This window comes from Streptomyces olivoverticillatus, from assembly GCF_014203555.1.
Taxonomy (GTDB): Bacteria; Actinomycetota; Actinomycetes; order Streptomycetales; family Streptomycetaceae; genus Streptomyces; species Streptomyces olivoverticillatus.
In genome coordinates, this window is sequence record NZ_JACHJH010000010.1 from 62,468 (window position 1) to 76,987 (window position 14,520).

Here is a 14,520-nt window from a genome sequence, read left to right on the forward strand (position 1 = left end):
GACGGGAGACGACCGTGGACATCATCGGCGCGGGGTGGGCGTTCCCCGCCGTCATCACCGGCACCGGCCGCGTGGGCCTGGCGACCGGCAGCGACGACGTGGAGCAGGCCGTGCGGATCATCCTGTCCACCGCGCCGGGCGAGCGGCCGATGCGGCCGGAGTTCGGTTGCGGTATCCACGGCCTCGTCTTCGACTCGCTCGACGCCACGACCGTCGCCCGCGCCGATGTGGAGGTGCGCCGGGCACTCGACCGGTGGGAGCCGCGGATCGAGGTCGACGACCTGCTGTTCAGCACGGACACCGTGGACATCGGCGTGCTCTACATCGACATCCGCTACCGGCTGCGCGCCACCAACGAACCCCGCAACCTCGTCTTCCCCTTCTACACCCTGCCCGGAGACTCCCCGAGTGAGTGACCTCCCCATGGCCGATCTGCCGCCCGAGCGATCCGCTTTGTCTGATACGACCGACTCATCCGGCGTTCCCGTTCCCGACCTGGACGACCTGCGCTTCCAGCCGCTCGTGGACGCCGCCAAGCGAGCCCTGCCGCAGCGCGCGCCCGAGTGGACCGACCACAACGTCTCCGACCCCGGCGTCACTCTGATCGAGGCCTGCGCCGAGCGGACCGACCAGCTGCTCTACCGTGTCCATCGCATGACGGACCGTCAGCGATTCGCTGTGCTTCGCCTCATGGGCATCACACCGCTCCCCGCCTCCCCCGCCCGGATCACCGTCGTGTTCGCACGCACCGACGGTACGACCGGGCGCCGCGAGATCCCTGAGGGCACCGAGGTCAGCACCGAGGGCAGTACCGAGAGCGAGCAGCCGGTCGTCCTGGCGACCACCGCACCGCTCACTCTCGCCGAGAACCAGTCCACGGGAGTGGTGGAGGCGCTCGAGCAACTCGTTCCGGTCACCGAGGTGCTGGGCACGTCCGACGGCCTTCCCGGCGGTCGGTTCCCGACGCGCAACCGGCCGTGGCGGTCCGGCGCTCCGGTCGCGGAGCCCGCGTTCGGCCCGCCGATGACGGTCCGGGTCGGGGGCGTCGTCTGGCCGGCGGTGCGTACCTTCGCCGATGCCGGGCCGGACGACGGCCCCGTCCACTGGTGGGACGACGCCTCGTGCGAGGTCGTCCTCGGGCCTCTGGTCCCCGCCGAGGGCGGGCCCGAGCAGCACGGGAACGTGCCGACGAAAGGCACCAGGATCAGCGCGGAGTACCACGTGTACCGAGGCCGGAAGGGCAGTCTTCCCCTCGGCACACCGCTGACGGTGGTGTCACAGGCCGGGCTGAGCGCCACCGTCCACGGCGTGCTCGCCCCCGCAGAGGACGCGGAGGACTGGCGGCAGGCGCTGGAACGCGCGGGGCTGGGCCTCGCCCCGCTGCGCCGCGCAGTCACCGCCGCCGACCACGAGCAGATCATCGAGGAACACGTGGCCGGGCTGGCCCGGGTCCGGGTCACGGCGCTCACCCGGCCCACCGACTCGCACGTGCCCACCGCCCTCACGCAACCGCCGCGCCCGGCCGAGGTCCTCGCCTGCGCCGTCGCCGCCCGGGACCCACTGCGGGCCGTGCACTACTTCGACGACGGCGGAACCATCACCGCTCTCCCCCTGCCCCTGGGAGGGCCGGGCGAGCCCGACGACGGTGATGCGGTGCCCCGGCCCGTCGCGGACGCCAAGTGCCTCGACGCCGTCATCCGCACCGGCGAGGGCCGGCCCAGACTGTGGTTCTACGGGACCCAGTGCCTCTGGGACGGTGAGGACAGTGAGGACGCGTCACCCCAGGACATCAGCAGCGCGTTCCCCGACCTGCCGGACGACTTCTCGTCGGAGCTCGACGAGGTCGCCGTCCTCGCCGACCCCACCTCGGCCGACGCGTACGAACTGTTCTTCTTCAAGGGCGAGACCTTCTACCACCGCGCCTACACCTCCACCGACCGGGCCTTCGTACCGCAGGCGGACAGCCGGGGGGTGCGGTCCCTGATCTCGGAGGCGTTCCCCGGCCTCTCCCCGCAGTGCCAGGAGTCCCCGGACGCCGTGGCCGTCATCGGCGGCGTCTTCTTCTTCATGAAGGGGACGAGGACCGAGCCCGCCCTCTGGCGCCGCGAGGACGACCCGCTCCACGTCCTCCTGGTGCCCCTCTTCGAAGGAGACCCGGCGCAGGCCCCGCCCGGTGACGCGTTCGACGTCCCCCCGGACGTCCTGAACTCGGTGGTGGGCGTCGTCGACGCCTCCCGGCTGCTGGGCGAACGGCTGCGGGTCGGGAAACCCCAGTACCACCGCTTCGGGATCGCGGCGACTGTTCGCCCCTGGAGCAGCACGACGGCGGACCAGGAGCGGACCCGGCGGGCGGCCGAACGGGCCCTGCGCCGCTTCTTCCACCCCACGGCCGGCGGACCGGACGGGCGGGGCTGGCCGTGGGGCCGGCGCGTCCACACGGGCGACGTCTTCACCGTGCTGGAGGCGGTGCCGGAGGTCCGGGCCACGACCGACGTGAGCCTGCTCGTCGGCGACGGGGCTGTGCCGTCCGTCGAGGTCTCGGACGGCGGACTGGTCCTCCTGGGCGACACGGCCATCGACGTCGACATCACCGAAGGCTGAGGAAGAGAGGACCGCGCATGTCCGCGTACTCCGCACGTCCCCTCCCCCTGCCGGCCGTCTACGGGCACGACACGGTCGCGCTCGCGTTCGCGGCCGCGATCGGCGAGGCCATGGCCCCCGCAGAGGAACGGATCGACGGTCTCGACGCGGTGCTCGACCCCTGGCGCGCGCCACCGGCCTTCCTGGACTGGCTGATCCGCATCACCGGCGCCCGGGTGGAGCCGGGGTGGCCGGAGGCCCTGCGGCGCAAGGCCGTCGACCTCGCGCCCCGCCTGGCCGCTCATCGCGGGACGCCGTACGGGCTGCTGCTGGAGGCCCGGGAGATCCACGGCTGGGTGCCGCCCGGCTTCGCGCTCGTCGTCGACGACCCCGGCCGCGTCTTCACCCACGACGACCCGGCACCCCGTGCCGGACGCATGCTCACCGTCACCCTGACCGCCCCGGCCGGGGAGGACCAGCGGGCCCTGGAGAGCCGCCTGACGCGCCTGGTACGGGCGCACTGCCCCGCCCACCTCCCCTTCAAGGTCACGGTCACCCTCGCGCACAAGGCTCCTGACGAGAGGTCACAGCAGGGATGAGTCTGCCGACACCCGAGTACGACGGACGCACCCGCGACGAGGTCGTCGCCGGCACCGTCGCCGCCGTACGGCGGAAGGTGGGGACCTGGACCGGTCAGGACCGGACGGACCCCGGCCGGGGCCTGATCGAGACGTGCACCGACATGGTCATGGCCCTGCGCGACCGGCTCAACCTGGCCCCCGACCAGCGCCGGCTGCAGATGCTGCGGCTCCTGGGCGTACGGCCCTACCGGCCCGCGCCCGCGCAGACCGAGGTCGTCCTCCAGCTCGCCGCGCCGTCGCCCGAGCCGGTGGTCGTCCCCGCGGGCCAGGAGGTCGCCACACGACCGGTGGGGGAAGCGGAACCGGTCGTCTTCAGCACGCTGACGGAGGCGGTGCTCAACCCCTGTGTCCTCGTCGCCGCCGGAGACTTCGCGGAATTCAGGAAGGCCGACGGCGCCCTGGAGGGCACGCTGACCGAGTTCGGCTCCGCGTCGGGCCGGACCGTCGAGCCGGGCGGCCCGGCCTTCGCGGGGCCGGCCTTCCACCTCAACCTCCCCTACCTCGGCGACTTCCCACCGCCCGGGGACGCCTTCGCGAACACCGGCCCGGTGAGCACGGGCAGTGGCGACTCCGCATTCTCGTCGTACGCCCTGGTCGTCCTGTCGGTGCCCGTACCGAGTACGCGCGTGACGCTGGACGTGAGCCTGGGCGTCGATCCCCCACCCGAGGTGGGCACGGGCGTCACCCGGGGGCACTGGGAAGCCTGGCAGGGCACGCACTGGACCGGCTGCCGGGTCGTCACGGACACCGTGACCGCCCAGGGCCGGCCGGGCAAGGTCACGCTCGACCTTCCCCCCGCCCACGCGCCCGCCCAGCTCCTGCTCCACCGGGCGGCCGGCGAGGGCGGCAGCGACTCCGTGCAGCGCCTGAGGGACGTCGGGCTGATCCGCTACCACGCCGATGCGGGCCGGAGCCCGCTGACCCGGGTCGCGCTCGACCCGGTGCTCGCCGTCTCCGTCCCCGTCGTCCAGGCCGGGCTGGTACGGAACGAGACCCTGGGCACCGCGACGGGCACCCCCGGCGAACGCCTCCGCTTCACCCATCCGCCGCTGCCCCGCAGCACCGACCCCCTCGTCGTCGAAGCCGTGCTCGGCGGGCGGACCGCACAGTGGACGTATGTCGCCTCGCTCGCCGGATCGGGCCCCGACGACCGGCACTTCACCCTCGACCCGCGCACCGGTGAAGCCGTCTTCGCGCCCGTGGTGGCCGGTGCCCGGGGACCGCGACAGCACGGGGCGCCGCTGCCGGCGGGAGCGGTCGTACGGATCCGGCGCTATCTGACCGGCGGCGGTGCCCGGGGCAACGTACCCGCCCGCACCGTCACCGTGCTGCGCACACCGCTGCCGTACGTCTCCTCCGTGACCAACCCGGCACCGGCGGTCGGCGGCACGGAACGCGAGAGCGCCGCCGCCTGCGCGACGCGCCTGCCCCTGGGCGCCCCGGTGCCGGAGCGGGCGGTCGTCCCCGTCGACTACGAACAGCTCGCGCTGGCCGCGTCGGCGGGCATGGCCCGTATCCACCACGTCCGGGACGCACCCGACGACGCGCTCGACCCGGCCCGCAACTACCTGCCGTGGCGGCCCGCCAGGACGGACGTCGCCTTCACCCTGGCGCCCGGCACGCTGACGCTTCCCGCGGGGATACAGGTCACCACGGAGGACGGCGAGACGGTCTTCACAACGACAAAGGAGGCCACGCGCGTACCGCCGGACGCGATGGGCGCGGCACGCCTCGGGCTCGTCCCCGGCGTCACTTCCGCCGTCGGGATGTTCGAGGCGGGTGACTACCAGGCGGGCGGGGAGTTCTCCGGGCCCTTCAAGGAGGGCGGCGGGCTCGTCCTGGCGCTGGTGGAGATCAAGGAGCCGCATGATCCGGGCCGCCTCACGCTCTGGGTGACGGCGGGAGAGCACCGCGAGCCGGAGGACTACATCGCGGTGTCCGTGTTCGCGCCGAGGAAGGCGGCGCCGTGGTGGGACACCGCCGCTCCCCTCGCCTACGCCTCCACGCCCGCGCAAGAGATCACTCTGGCGGACGGAACGACGGTCTCCGCCCACCCCGTCCACGTGAGCAAGTCCGCGCGGTGGCAGGCGGCCGTCGCACGCGGCGACCTCGCCCGCACGGCAAAGGACGCCGTCGACAGCCACGACCACGACTTCCCGACCGAGGAAGCCGCATGGTGGATCGCCGTCCAGATCCTCGACCCGAAAGGCACACCCACCACGCCGTACACGGTCTACGCCGACTCCGGGACGACGGACAAGGTTCCCGCCGAGCAGTACGAGGAGCACGACCGGGCACGAGAGCCGTTCTCGTCCACGGACAAGCCCGGTCAGGTCTACCCCCTGCTGTACTCCCCGGTGTACGTCCCGGAGAACAAGGAGCTCCCCAAGGTCTGCGTCGGCGACGAGAGCTGGCGCACCGTCACGTCCTTCCACGATTCCCTTGCGGACAGCAAGGATGTGGTCATCAACGCCAGTACGGGCCAGGTCCACTTCGGCCCGGAGGTGACCGGCCCCTCGGGCACCCGGCAGTACGGCGCCATTCCGCTGCCCGAGAACACGCCCATCACCGTGGACGGCCCGTACAAGACCACGCTCGGCTCGGCGGGCAACGACATCCCTGCGGGCAGGATCAGCCGGCTGAAGACCCCGGACGACCGCATCGTCGGCGTGCGTAACGTCTCCACATCGCGCGACGGCAAGAACGGCTACACCGACACCAGTGGCGGCAGTACCCAGGCCGGCGTGACGCTGATGGTCGTCCCCTTCGTGACCGCCGACGAACGGGGCTGGTTCCCGTTCCACATGCTCACCCCCACCCGCGACGCCTGCGACACCTTGCGCCGCTCCCTGCGCGCCTGCCAGCCGGAGGGCGTTCCGGTGTGGCTGAAGCAGCCCGTCTACCACGGCATCCGTGTCGATGCCCGGATCGTTCCCGCGGACTACCGCACCGCCGACGAACGCGCCGAGCTCCGCGCCGCCGCGGAACGCGCCTTGTACCGGTACTTCAGCCCCGTCGGCGGCGGCCCGGACGGCACCGGATGGCCGCTGGGGCGCCCGGTGTACGCGGGCGAGGCGTTCCGGGTCCTGGAACAGGTGCCGGGGGTGGGCCGCGTCGCCACGGCCGAGCTCGTCCCGGTCGATCCGCTCGACGGCTCGGCGTCGGACCCCGTCGTACGGATCCGCTGCGGGCCCGGCGAGACCGTGTACTCCGTCGAACACCGAGTCACCGTCGCGGAGGTGCCCTCATGAGCGATCCGAACGAGCCCTTGCTGGTGGCCCCGGACTGGGGTGCGGACGCTCTGGCCGTCGTGGATCTCGCGGCACCGGAGCGTCCCGAGGTCCATTTCCCTTCTGTGGGGAGCAACCCACGCGCCGTCGCCGTCAGTACGGACGGCACCCGGGCCTACGTCGTGAACCACGACGACGGAACGCTGTCCGTGGTGGACCTCACGGTCCCGGAACACCCGGTGCTGCGTACCGTTCCCGCCGGGAACAGCCCGTGCGCCGTCGTGGCGGGGCTGGTGGACGACCAGGTCTGCGTGGCCGCGTGGGCGGACGGCGAGGTCGTGGTGTTCGACAAGGAGGGGTTGCAGGGAGGACCGCCCCTGCGGGTCGGTAGCGGCCCCTGCGCGCTGGCGGTGGCCCCGGGCGGCGGGGCGCGACGGGTCTGCGTGATTGACGAGACGGACGCCACGGTGTCGGTGGTCAACGTGAGCCAGGCGGGCGTGCCGTCCGTGAGCAGGACCGTCTGCGTACTCGGGGTCACGAGGGCGGTCGCGGTGGCGCCGGGCGGTCGGTTCGCATACGTCGCGAGTCGGGGGGAGGGCACAGCGGATGGCTGGGTGACGGTGCTGGACCTGGACGCGGACGGCGCGGTAGTGGGTGACCCCGTGCCCGTCGGGGCCGAGCCCCGTGCCCTCGCGCTCAGCCCCGCCGGCAATCGCCTGTGCGTGGCGAACTACGGCTCCGCGTCCGTCTCCCTCGCCACCGTGGACGTGGAGAGCGGGCGGGTCGGCACCCCCGACACCGTTCCGGCCGGCGCGCATCCTGTGGCTGTGGCCTTCGCCCCGGACGGCGGAGTGATCCATGTCGTGGGCCAGACCTCGGGCGTTCTCACGGCCATCCGCACGGACCCCCTCGACCACACGGCCGTTGCGCTGAAAGGCGTGCCCGCGGGGGTGGTGTTCGGCCCGGACGGGCACCACTCCTATGTCACCGACCAGGCCACCGGACAGCTGACCGTCGTGCGGGCCGCCCCGCGCAAGACGGCCGGCATCCCGGCCGGAGAGGGGTCGAAGCCGGTCAACGTCGCCGTTTCCCCGGACGGCACCTGGGCCTACGCGGCCGACTCCGCATCGAACAAGGTCGCGGTGCTGGACCTCAGTAGCCCCGCCCCGCCCGCCCCGGTCCCCCTCCGGGGCACGCACAAACCGTGGGACGTCGCCATCGCGCCCGACCTGGGGTTCGCCTGCGCGACCAGTCCGGATTCGTCGCATCTCCTCGTCCTCACCCCGGCCCCGGGGAAGGAGCTCGGCAGCGACGTCACGGTGACGCCGGTGCCCCTGGCGCCCGGCGCCCGCCCGTACGGAGTGGCCGTCACCCCCGACAGCCGGTACGCGGTGACCGCCGACTCCGGTACGGCGACGGTCTCGCTCGTCGACCCGAAGGGCGGCATGCACACGATCGGCGCTGGTGTCGTGGGGTGTCAGCAGCCCACCGGCGCCGCCGTCTCCAAGGACGGCAAGACCTTGTACGTGGCCGACTTCGCCAACACGGGAGAGGGCCTGGAAGGGGGACAGATCGCCGTGCTGAGCAGGATCGAGCCGGGTCAGTGGCAGCAGCGGACGGTCATCAACGCCGCGACGGGCCATCTGTCGGGCCCCCACGAGATGGCCTTGTCGCCCGACGAGCTACGCCTCTACGTGGCCAACTACCGGAACGGCAAGGTCTCGGTCCTCCGGCGCGCGTCACCCGAGGGCGCCTGGGCCTGGCACATGGACATCGACAAGGACCCTCGCATGGTACGGCCCTACGGGCTGGCCCTGTCACCGCAGGGAACCACCCTCTACGTCTCCAGCGCCGCCGGGGACAAGGGCACAGTGGAAGTGTTCGCCGTCTCCGCCGACGCGGCCACGCATCGGCGGACGATCGCGGTCAAGGACGAGGCCCTCGTCCCTCCCGGGCTCGCGCTCTCCCCGGACGGACGTTTCCTGTACGCGGCTGTCTCGGAAAAATCGCGCGATGATGACCAGGCGCTGGGCACGGTGTACGGCATCGAGTTGGATGCAGAAGGCTCCGCGATGCGAGCCATCGCGACGGCCCCCGAAGCGTACACCGACAGGCCCACCGGGCTCGTCTGCCCGGACGACCGCACCGTGTGCGTCGTCAACCAGGGGCGGAAGGATGCCCCCGTTCGCGAAGCGTGCCGGGCCATCATCACCCTCGACACGACGCGCCTCTCGGTGTCGGGTACCAAGAAGCTGCCTCTCGACAAGAACGACGAGCCGTACTCGGCGGCGGTCTCCGACGATGGCACCCTCTGTGTCGCCAACTTCACCAGCGGGACGGTCACGGTCTTCGGGTCCCAAGTGACTCCGGTCCCGGTCGGCGAGCCGGGCGCGTCGCAGCCATGGGACGTGGCCGTCACCGACGACGGCGCCTACGCCTACGTCACCGACCGCACCGCCGATTCCCTGCGATGCGTCCGCCTCTCCGACCGCCAGGTGACCTCCCTGGACGTGGGACGGGACCCCATGGGCGTGACGAGCGCCCCAGGGGGCGGCCTCCGCGCCTATGTCGCCAACCACGGGAGCAACAGCATTTCGGTCATCGGCCCCGACGACACCTCACCGGGCACGCCCAAGGTCGTCGTCACCTGGCCGCTTCCAGGGATCACCAAGCCCGAATCGGTGTCGGTATCCGCGGACGGCGCCTGGCTCTTCGTGACCACCGAGAACAGCGGAGAGCTGCTGATGCTCGACACCCGGACCGGAACGCCCCGCTTCACCGTACCGGCCGGCGAACGGCTCACCGGCAGCGCACCTCACCCGCAGTCCGCGAAGCACCTGGTGTACCTCGCCGACGAGGCGGGCGCGGCCGTATCGGTGGTCGACACCACGACGCTCGCTCCCCTGGACACGACGACCCCGCTGGGGCTCGACGTACGGCAGGCGGTCGGCCTGCCGACGACGAACTGACCGTACCGACTGCACCCACCCCTCCGGCGCGGACAGAGGCACACAAATGATCGAACTGGTCGACCAGGCATTGAAGTCACGCGTACAGCAGGATGTGACATGGCTGCCACCGGGCATCCCCGTCACCTTCCAGCCGCCCGGACGCGACGGAGCGCTGGGTGAGACCGCCGGCTCCGAGACGGTCGGCATCTATCTGTACGACATCCGCGAGGACCTGGACCGGCGGCAGACCGGCACCGTCTACCAGTACGACAGGGGAACCATGGGGTTGCCGGACCGGAAGTCGGCGGAGTTCGACCCGCCGCGCTACGCCCGGCTGTCGTATCTGGTCACCGCCTGGGCCCCGGACGCCCTCACCTCCCACCGCATACTCGGCGAACTCTTCGTCGGCTTCGCCAGGAGCCGGGACTTCCCCGTGCCCCTGCCCCCGGAACTGCAGGAGATGGAGCTGTCCGCTCTCCTCGACATCGGCCACCCGCCCGCCGAGGACCGTGCCCTGACGGAACTGTGGAGCACGGCGAGCCACTCTCTCATCCCCGCCCTGAACGTGACCGTGACCATCCCCCTGCTGTCCTTCCTCCCGGACAGCTACACCCACTGGGTGACCGGGCCCCCTGTCGTCCGCGTGCGCAAGCCCGAGCCGGTGAAGGACGAGGAGGCGCAGTGACCGCCACCGCGCACCCCGGAGCGCCCACCGCCACGGCCGCGGACTGGCTGCTCGCCCGGCTGGCCGTCATCGAGGCCCGGGTGCGACGCGCGATCGCTCTCCGTACGGGCTGCGAGGAGTCCGTACCCGCGGAGCTCCTGGAACCGCCCTTCGACCCGTTCCAAGGGCTCTACATCTCCGACGACATGGCCTCGCACCTCCTGGACGCACCGGCCGGCCCGCTGCCTTCCGCCACCGCGGACGACGCTCTCGCCGCCGCTCTGCGCGCCCGGGAGGACGCGGCCGCGGTGGCCGGGGCCGCGCCGCCCCCGCGCCGCCTCGCCGAGGAGTTCGGGCTGGACGCGCTCGCCCTCGACATGGTGGTGATCGCGCTCGCCCCCGACATCGATGCCCGCTTCGAGCGCTGCTACGGCTACCTCAACGACGACATCACCTGCCGCCATGCCACCATCGGCCTGGCCCTCGCCCTCTGCAACGTCCCGAGTGCGTCAGCGACCGCCCGCCGGGCCTTCGCGGCCGACGCGCCCCTGCGCGCCGGTGGCCTCGTGGAGATCCCGGATATCTCCCGGCCCTTTCTGACCCGGTCCCTACGCGTCCCCGACCGGGTCACCGCGCACCTGCTGGGGGACGACTCCCCGCCGTCCTCCCTGTGTCACCTGCTGGCCCTGCCCGAACGCGGCCGGCCCTTGGGCGAGGGCCCGGTGGCCGAAGCCGTGCGGCACCTGACCCGGCTGCTCGCCCACCGCCACTCGGTCCACCTGCGCGACAGCCCGGACGGTACGGCCGAAGCCGTCGCCGAGGCGGCACTGCGCGCGTGCGGACGGCCCGCGCTCCGTCTTAACCTCGCGGGCCTGGCCCACGAGACGGACCCGGCCGGGTTCGTCCGCGCGGCGCTCCTCGAAGCACGGCTGCGCGGCCATGGGCTGATCGTCGGCCCCGTAGATTCCCCCGACGCCCGGCACATACAGGACCTGCTCGCCCCGCTCGACGGCGCCCCGGTTCCCCTGGTCCTCACCGGGAGGCAGCCGTGGGACGCCCGCTGGACGGCTACTCCCCCGGTGCTCGCCGACTGCCCGCCCCTGACGGAGCCCGAACGCACCGCGCTGTGGCGGTACGAACTCGGCGCCCACGCCGGCACCGTGACCGACGAGGCGGTGGCCGTCGGCGCCCGGTACCGCCTCGGCCCCGGCCGGATCCGCGCCGTGGCCGCGGCGGCCGGCCGGCAGGCCGCCGCGCACGGCACCCCCGTCGACGCCGCCGCGGTCCGGGACGCCGCCCGCTCGTGGAACGGCGGCGCGCTCGACCGCCTCGCCAGGACCGTACGCCCCGCTGTCGGCTGGAACGATCTGGTGCTGCCCGAGCGGACGCACGAGCAGCTACGGGACCTCGCCCGGCGCGTACGCCACCGCGACCGGGTCCTGGGAGAGTGGCGGATGCGGCCGGGCGGGGGGCGCGGACGTGGCATCACCGCCCTGTTCAGCGGCGGCTCCGGGACCGGCAAGACCCTGGCGGCGGAGGTCGTGGCCGCCGATCTCGGCCTCGACCTGTATGCCGTCGACCTCGCCACGGTCGTCGACAAGTACATCGGCGAGACCGAGAAGCACCTCGAACGGATCTTCACCGAGGCCGAAGCCGTCGACGCCGTCCTCCTCTTCGACGAGGCCGACGCCGTCTTCGGCAAGCGCACGGCCACCCACGACGCCCACGACCGCTACGCCAACACCGGGACCTCCTACCTCCTCCAGCGCCTGGAGTCCTTCGACGGTCTGGCCCTGCTGACCACCAATATGCACGCCAACATCGACGCGGCGTTTCTGCGCCGTCTCGACCTCGTCGTCCACTTCCCCGCGCCCGACGATGCCCGGCGCCAAGCCCTGTGGGACCGCTGTCTGGGCCCCGCCGCGCCCCGGGCCGACGACATCGACCAGGCCGGCCTGGCGGCCCTCGCCTCGGCCTTTGACCTGTCCGGCGGCGCGATCCGCTGCTGCGTCGTCACCGCCGCCTACCGGGCCGCCGACGAGGACCGCCCGCTCACCATGGCGGATCTGCTGGCGGCCGTCCGCGAGGAGTTCGCCAAACTCGGCCGCTATGTGGACGAGTCCCGCTTCCCCGCCGGGGGACGCGCCTGAGCCCTTGAACCCTTGGTGGGTTCAAGGGCTCAGGCGGGTCAGCCGGCCGTCACGGGTCGTACGCGGGGACAGGTGAGGGTCGCCGTGCCCCGGTACGTGGCCCCTGGGGTGTCCGTGCCGGAGGGGTTGCTCGCCGGTCCCACCACGGTGAAAATCACGTCCAACGGGCCACCGTTGACGACGACTTCCGTCGCTCCCTGACTCGCTCTGGCGTACTTGGCGCGGTTCGCCGGGGGAACCTTCAACTCGACACGTCCGGTTCCCGCAGTCGGAAAGGTCAGTGTCGAGTAGCCGACGGACGGGATGACCCACGACTCGATGTCGTCGGGCACACAGGCGACGTGCTGTTCGATCCGAAAGCCCGCCGTTCCCAGCGGCAGGGGAAGGGTTGGCGGCGGCGGTGTGAGCATTGCTGGAGGGTTCAGGCTGAGCGTGACCGTATCGCCCTGCCTCACCACGATCTTCTGCACGGGGTCTCAGCCGCCCTGACCGGGCTGGCCGGCGATCTGGGTGATGGTGAACTGGACGAACTCGGCGGGACGCACCGGCGCGATACCGATGTCACAGATCACCTGACCGGCATCGATCGTCGACGACGTGTTGTTCGTACGGTCACAGATCACATAGAAGGCTTCATCGGGAGTGCGGCCGAGCAGCGCACCTTGGCGCCACTGATCGGTCAGGAAGCTGGTGACCGAGTGCCGGAGGGCGGCCCACAGGCGGTCGTCGTTGGGCTCGAAAACAGCCCAGGTCGAGGACTGGCGGATGGAATCCGACAGGAACGACACCAGCCGACGCACATTGAGATATCGCCAGTCCCGACTGCTGGAGCGCGTACGCGCACCCCACACCAACAGACCCCGGCCGGGGAAGACCCGCAGGCAGTTGACCCCCTTGTCGTTGAGTTCGCCGTTCTGATCGTCGGTCAGCAGGGTGGGAAGGTCGAGCACGCCGCGCAGGTTCTGGTTGGCGGGGGCCTTGAAGACACCGCGCTCGGCATCCGTACGGGCCCACACACCGGCCAGATGACCGGACGGCGGCACCGTACGCGGAACACCGTCCACGCCTGGCACCTTGACCCAGGGGTAGTACAGCGCCGTGAACGCCGCGGCATCCGAGTCCGGCGAGTCGAGCGTGCCGACGAACGTCTTGAGTGGCTCGACTAGTTGCTTGGGTGGCGCGTCGACCACCGCGAGACGGTTGCGCTGGGCGGTGCAGTGGGCGACGACCTTGCCGATGAGCGACTTTCCGGTCGGCAGAACCGGGGCCGGCGGGTCCGCGGCGTCGGTGGCCGCGACGGTCATGTCCCAGAGACTGGGCACGGCGACCATGGTCACTTCCGGCACGGTCTCCAGCCCCCCGAGTCCCGTGCGCTCCTCCGCGTTTCCGCCGAGACCGGATTCCGACACGGCCGCGTCGGGGTTCAGGAAGCCGACGACATAACAGGACGTGCCGCCATTGGCGAAGAACCCGTAGACCGCCTCCGCCAGGGTGAAGCAGCGCTGGAGTACCTGGACCCTCTTCAGGTCCCCGGTTTCCGGCGTTGCCTTCTTCTGGAGGGCCGCCAGCTCTGTCCCCAGCGCTGGAATGCTGTAGCGGTCGGCGAACTCCTGCCAGCCGCGGATCGGCTGGGGGACCCTGCGTTCGTCCGGTGTGAACGGAGGGGTCCCCGTCTCACCGGCATTCCCGGTCGGTGTGGTGGTGTATCCGAGGAAGGCTGGGGTGGAGGTGCCCACTCCGACGATCATGCGCACGCCGCTGGACTTCTCCGTGACGTAGACACCCGGAGGCTTCGTCGTCATCGCTGTTGTTCCCCTCTCGTCTGTTCGGCTCCGGGCTATTCGACGGTGATGTCCTCGTAGGTGATCGTCACCTGTTCCGTCGCGTTCGCGGAGTTGGCCGCGCCGAGCTGGGGGCCTTCCCAGCGTGACGCCCAGGCGTTGGTGAGGTGGATGCGGCGGACGGTCTGCTTCTGTGCGTCCTTCAAGGCGATGGTGATGTTCTGCCGGGCGCTGTCGAGATCGGCGTTGACCAGAGTGGTCTTGATCCAGTCGGTGAATGCGGTGCTCTTGTCCATGCCCCGGGTGATCGTGATCTCACCGGTCTTACGCGCACCCGGCTGTTTGCGCACGATCAGCTCGCCTGTCGCGGACACTTGCCGGACTTCGACGACGTCCTGTTCCAGGGTCAGTCCGGACACGTCCTGGACGGTCTCGACCTGGAACTTGCCCAGTTCGACGGCGAAGGTGCTGCTGCTGAAGGTGTCACCGGTCAACACGTGCGTTGCCTCCTGGGTTCCGGGCG

10 protein-coding genes are annotated in these 14,520 nt (G+C 71.7%); 7 read left to right on the forward strand and 3 right to left on the reverse strand.

What is annotated here, in order from left to right:
• The first annotated feature begins 14 nt into the window (after positions 1 to 14).
• From FHS39_RS24520 to FHS39_RS24550, 7 genes are read left to right on the forward strand one after another with little or no spacing between them, the layout of a single operon-like run.
• Positions 15 to 416, forward strand: coding sequence for a GPW/gp25 family protein (locus tag FHS39_RS24520; protein WP_086570433.1), 402 nt, complete (start codon positions 15 to 17; stop codon positions 414 to 416).
• Between the two features lie 37 nt (positions 417 to 453).
• Complete coding sequence (locus FHS39_RS24525; protein WP_184351675.1) at positions 454 to 2,601, forward strand: baseplate J/gp47 family protein; 2,148 nt, start codon at positions 454 to 456, stop codon at positions 2,599 to 2,601.
• A gap of 17 nt (positions 2,602 to 2,618) precedes the next feature.
• Positions 2,619 to 3,179, forward strand: a complete 561-nt coding sequence (locus tag FHS39_RS24530) for a phage tail protein (RefSeq protein WP_184351676.1) — start codon at positions 2,619 to 2,621, stop codon at positions 3,177 to 3,179.
• Entirely contained in the window at positions 3,176 to 6,472 is a 3,297-nt protein-coding gene (locus tag FHS39_RS24535) for a putative baseplate assembly protein (RefSeq protein ID WP_184351677.1), read from the forward strand. Before FHS39_RS24530 ends, FHS39_RS24535 begins: the two co-directional genes overlap by 4 nt.
• Positions 6,469 to 9,420, forward strand: a complete 2,952-nt coding sequence (locus tag FHS39_RS24540; protein WP_184351678.1) for a beta-propeller fold lactonase family protein — start codon at positions 6,469 to 6,471, stop codon at positions 9,418 to 9,420. The genes FHS39_RS24535 and FHS39_RS24540 overlap by 4 nt, the downstream gene beginning before the upstream one ends.
• Before the next feature lie 46 nt (positions 9,421 to 9,466).
• Positions 9,467 to 10,087, forward strand: coding sequence for a Pvc16 family protein (locus FHS39_RS24545; RefSeq protein ID WP_184351679.1), 621 nt, complete (start codon positions 9,467 to 9,469; stop codon positions 10,085 to 10,087).
• Positions 10,084 to 12,216, forward strand: a complete 2,133-nt coding sequence (locus FHS39_RS24550) for an AAA family ATPase (RefSeq protein ID WP_184351680.1) — start codon at positions 10,084 to 10,086, stop codon at positions 12,214 to 12,216. The genes FHS39_RS24545 and FHS39_RS24550 overlap by 4 nt, the downstream gene beginning before the upstream one ends.
• 38 nt (positions 12,217 to 12,254) lie before the next feature.
• Here FHS39_RS24550 and FHS39_RS24555 read toward each other — a convergent pair whose 3' ends face one another.
• The 3 genes from FHS39_RS24555 to FHS39_RS24565 are packed head-to-tail and all read right to left on the reverse strand — an operon-like array spanning position 12,255 to position 14,494.
• A complete protein-coding gene (locus FHS39_RS24555; protein ID WP_184351681.1) occupies positions 12,255 to 12,686 on the reverse strand; it encodes a hypothetical protein in 432 nt (143 codons plus the stop codon).
• A 6-nt stretch (positions 12,687 to 12,692) separates the two neighbouring features.
• Positions 12,693 to 14,018 carry a phage tail sheath family protein gene (locus tag FHS39_RS24560; RefSeq protein ID WP_184351682.1) on the reverse strand — a complete coding sequence of 442 codons (1,326 nt, stop codon included), beginning with the start codon at positions 14,016 to 14,018 and terminating at the stop codon, positions 12,693 to 12,695.
• 35 nt (positions 14,019 to 14,053) lie between these two features.
• Positions 14,054 to 14,494, reverse strand: a complete 441-nt coding sequence (locus FHS39_RS24565) for a phage tail protein (RefSeq protein WP_184351683.1) — start codon at positions 14,492 to 14,494, stop codon at positions 14,054 to 14,056.
• Positions 14,495 to 14,520 lie beyond the last annotated feature (26 nt).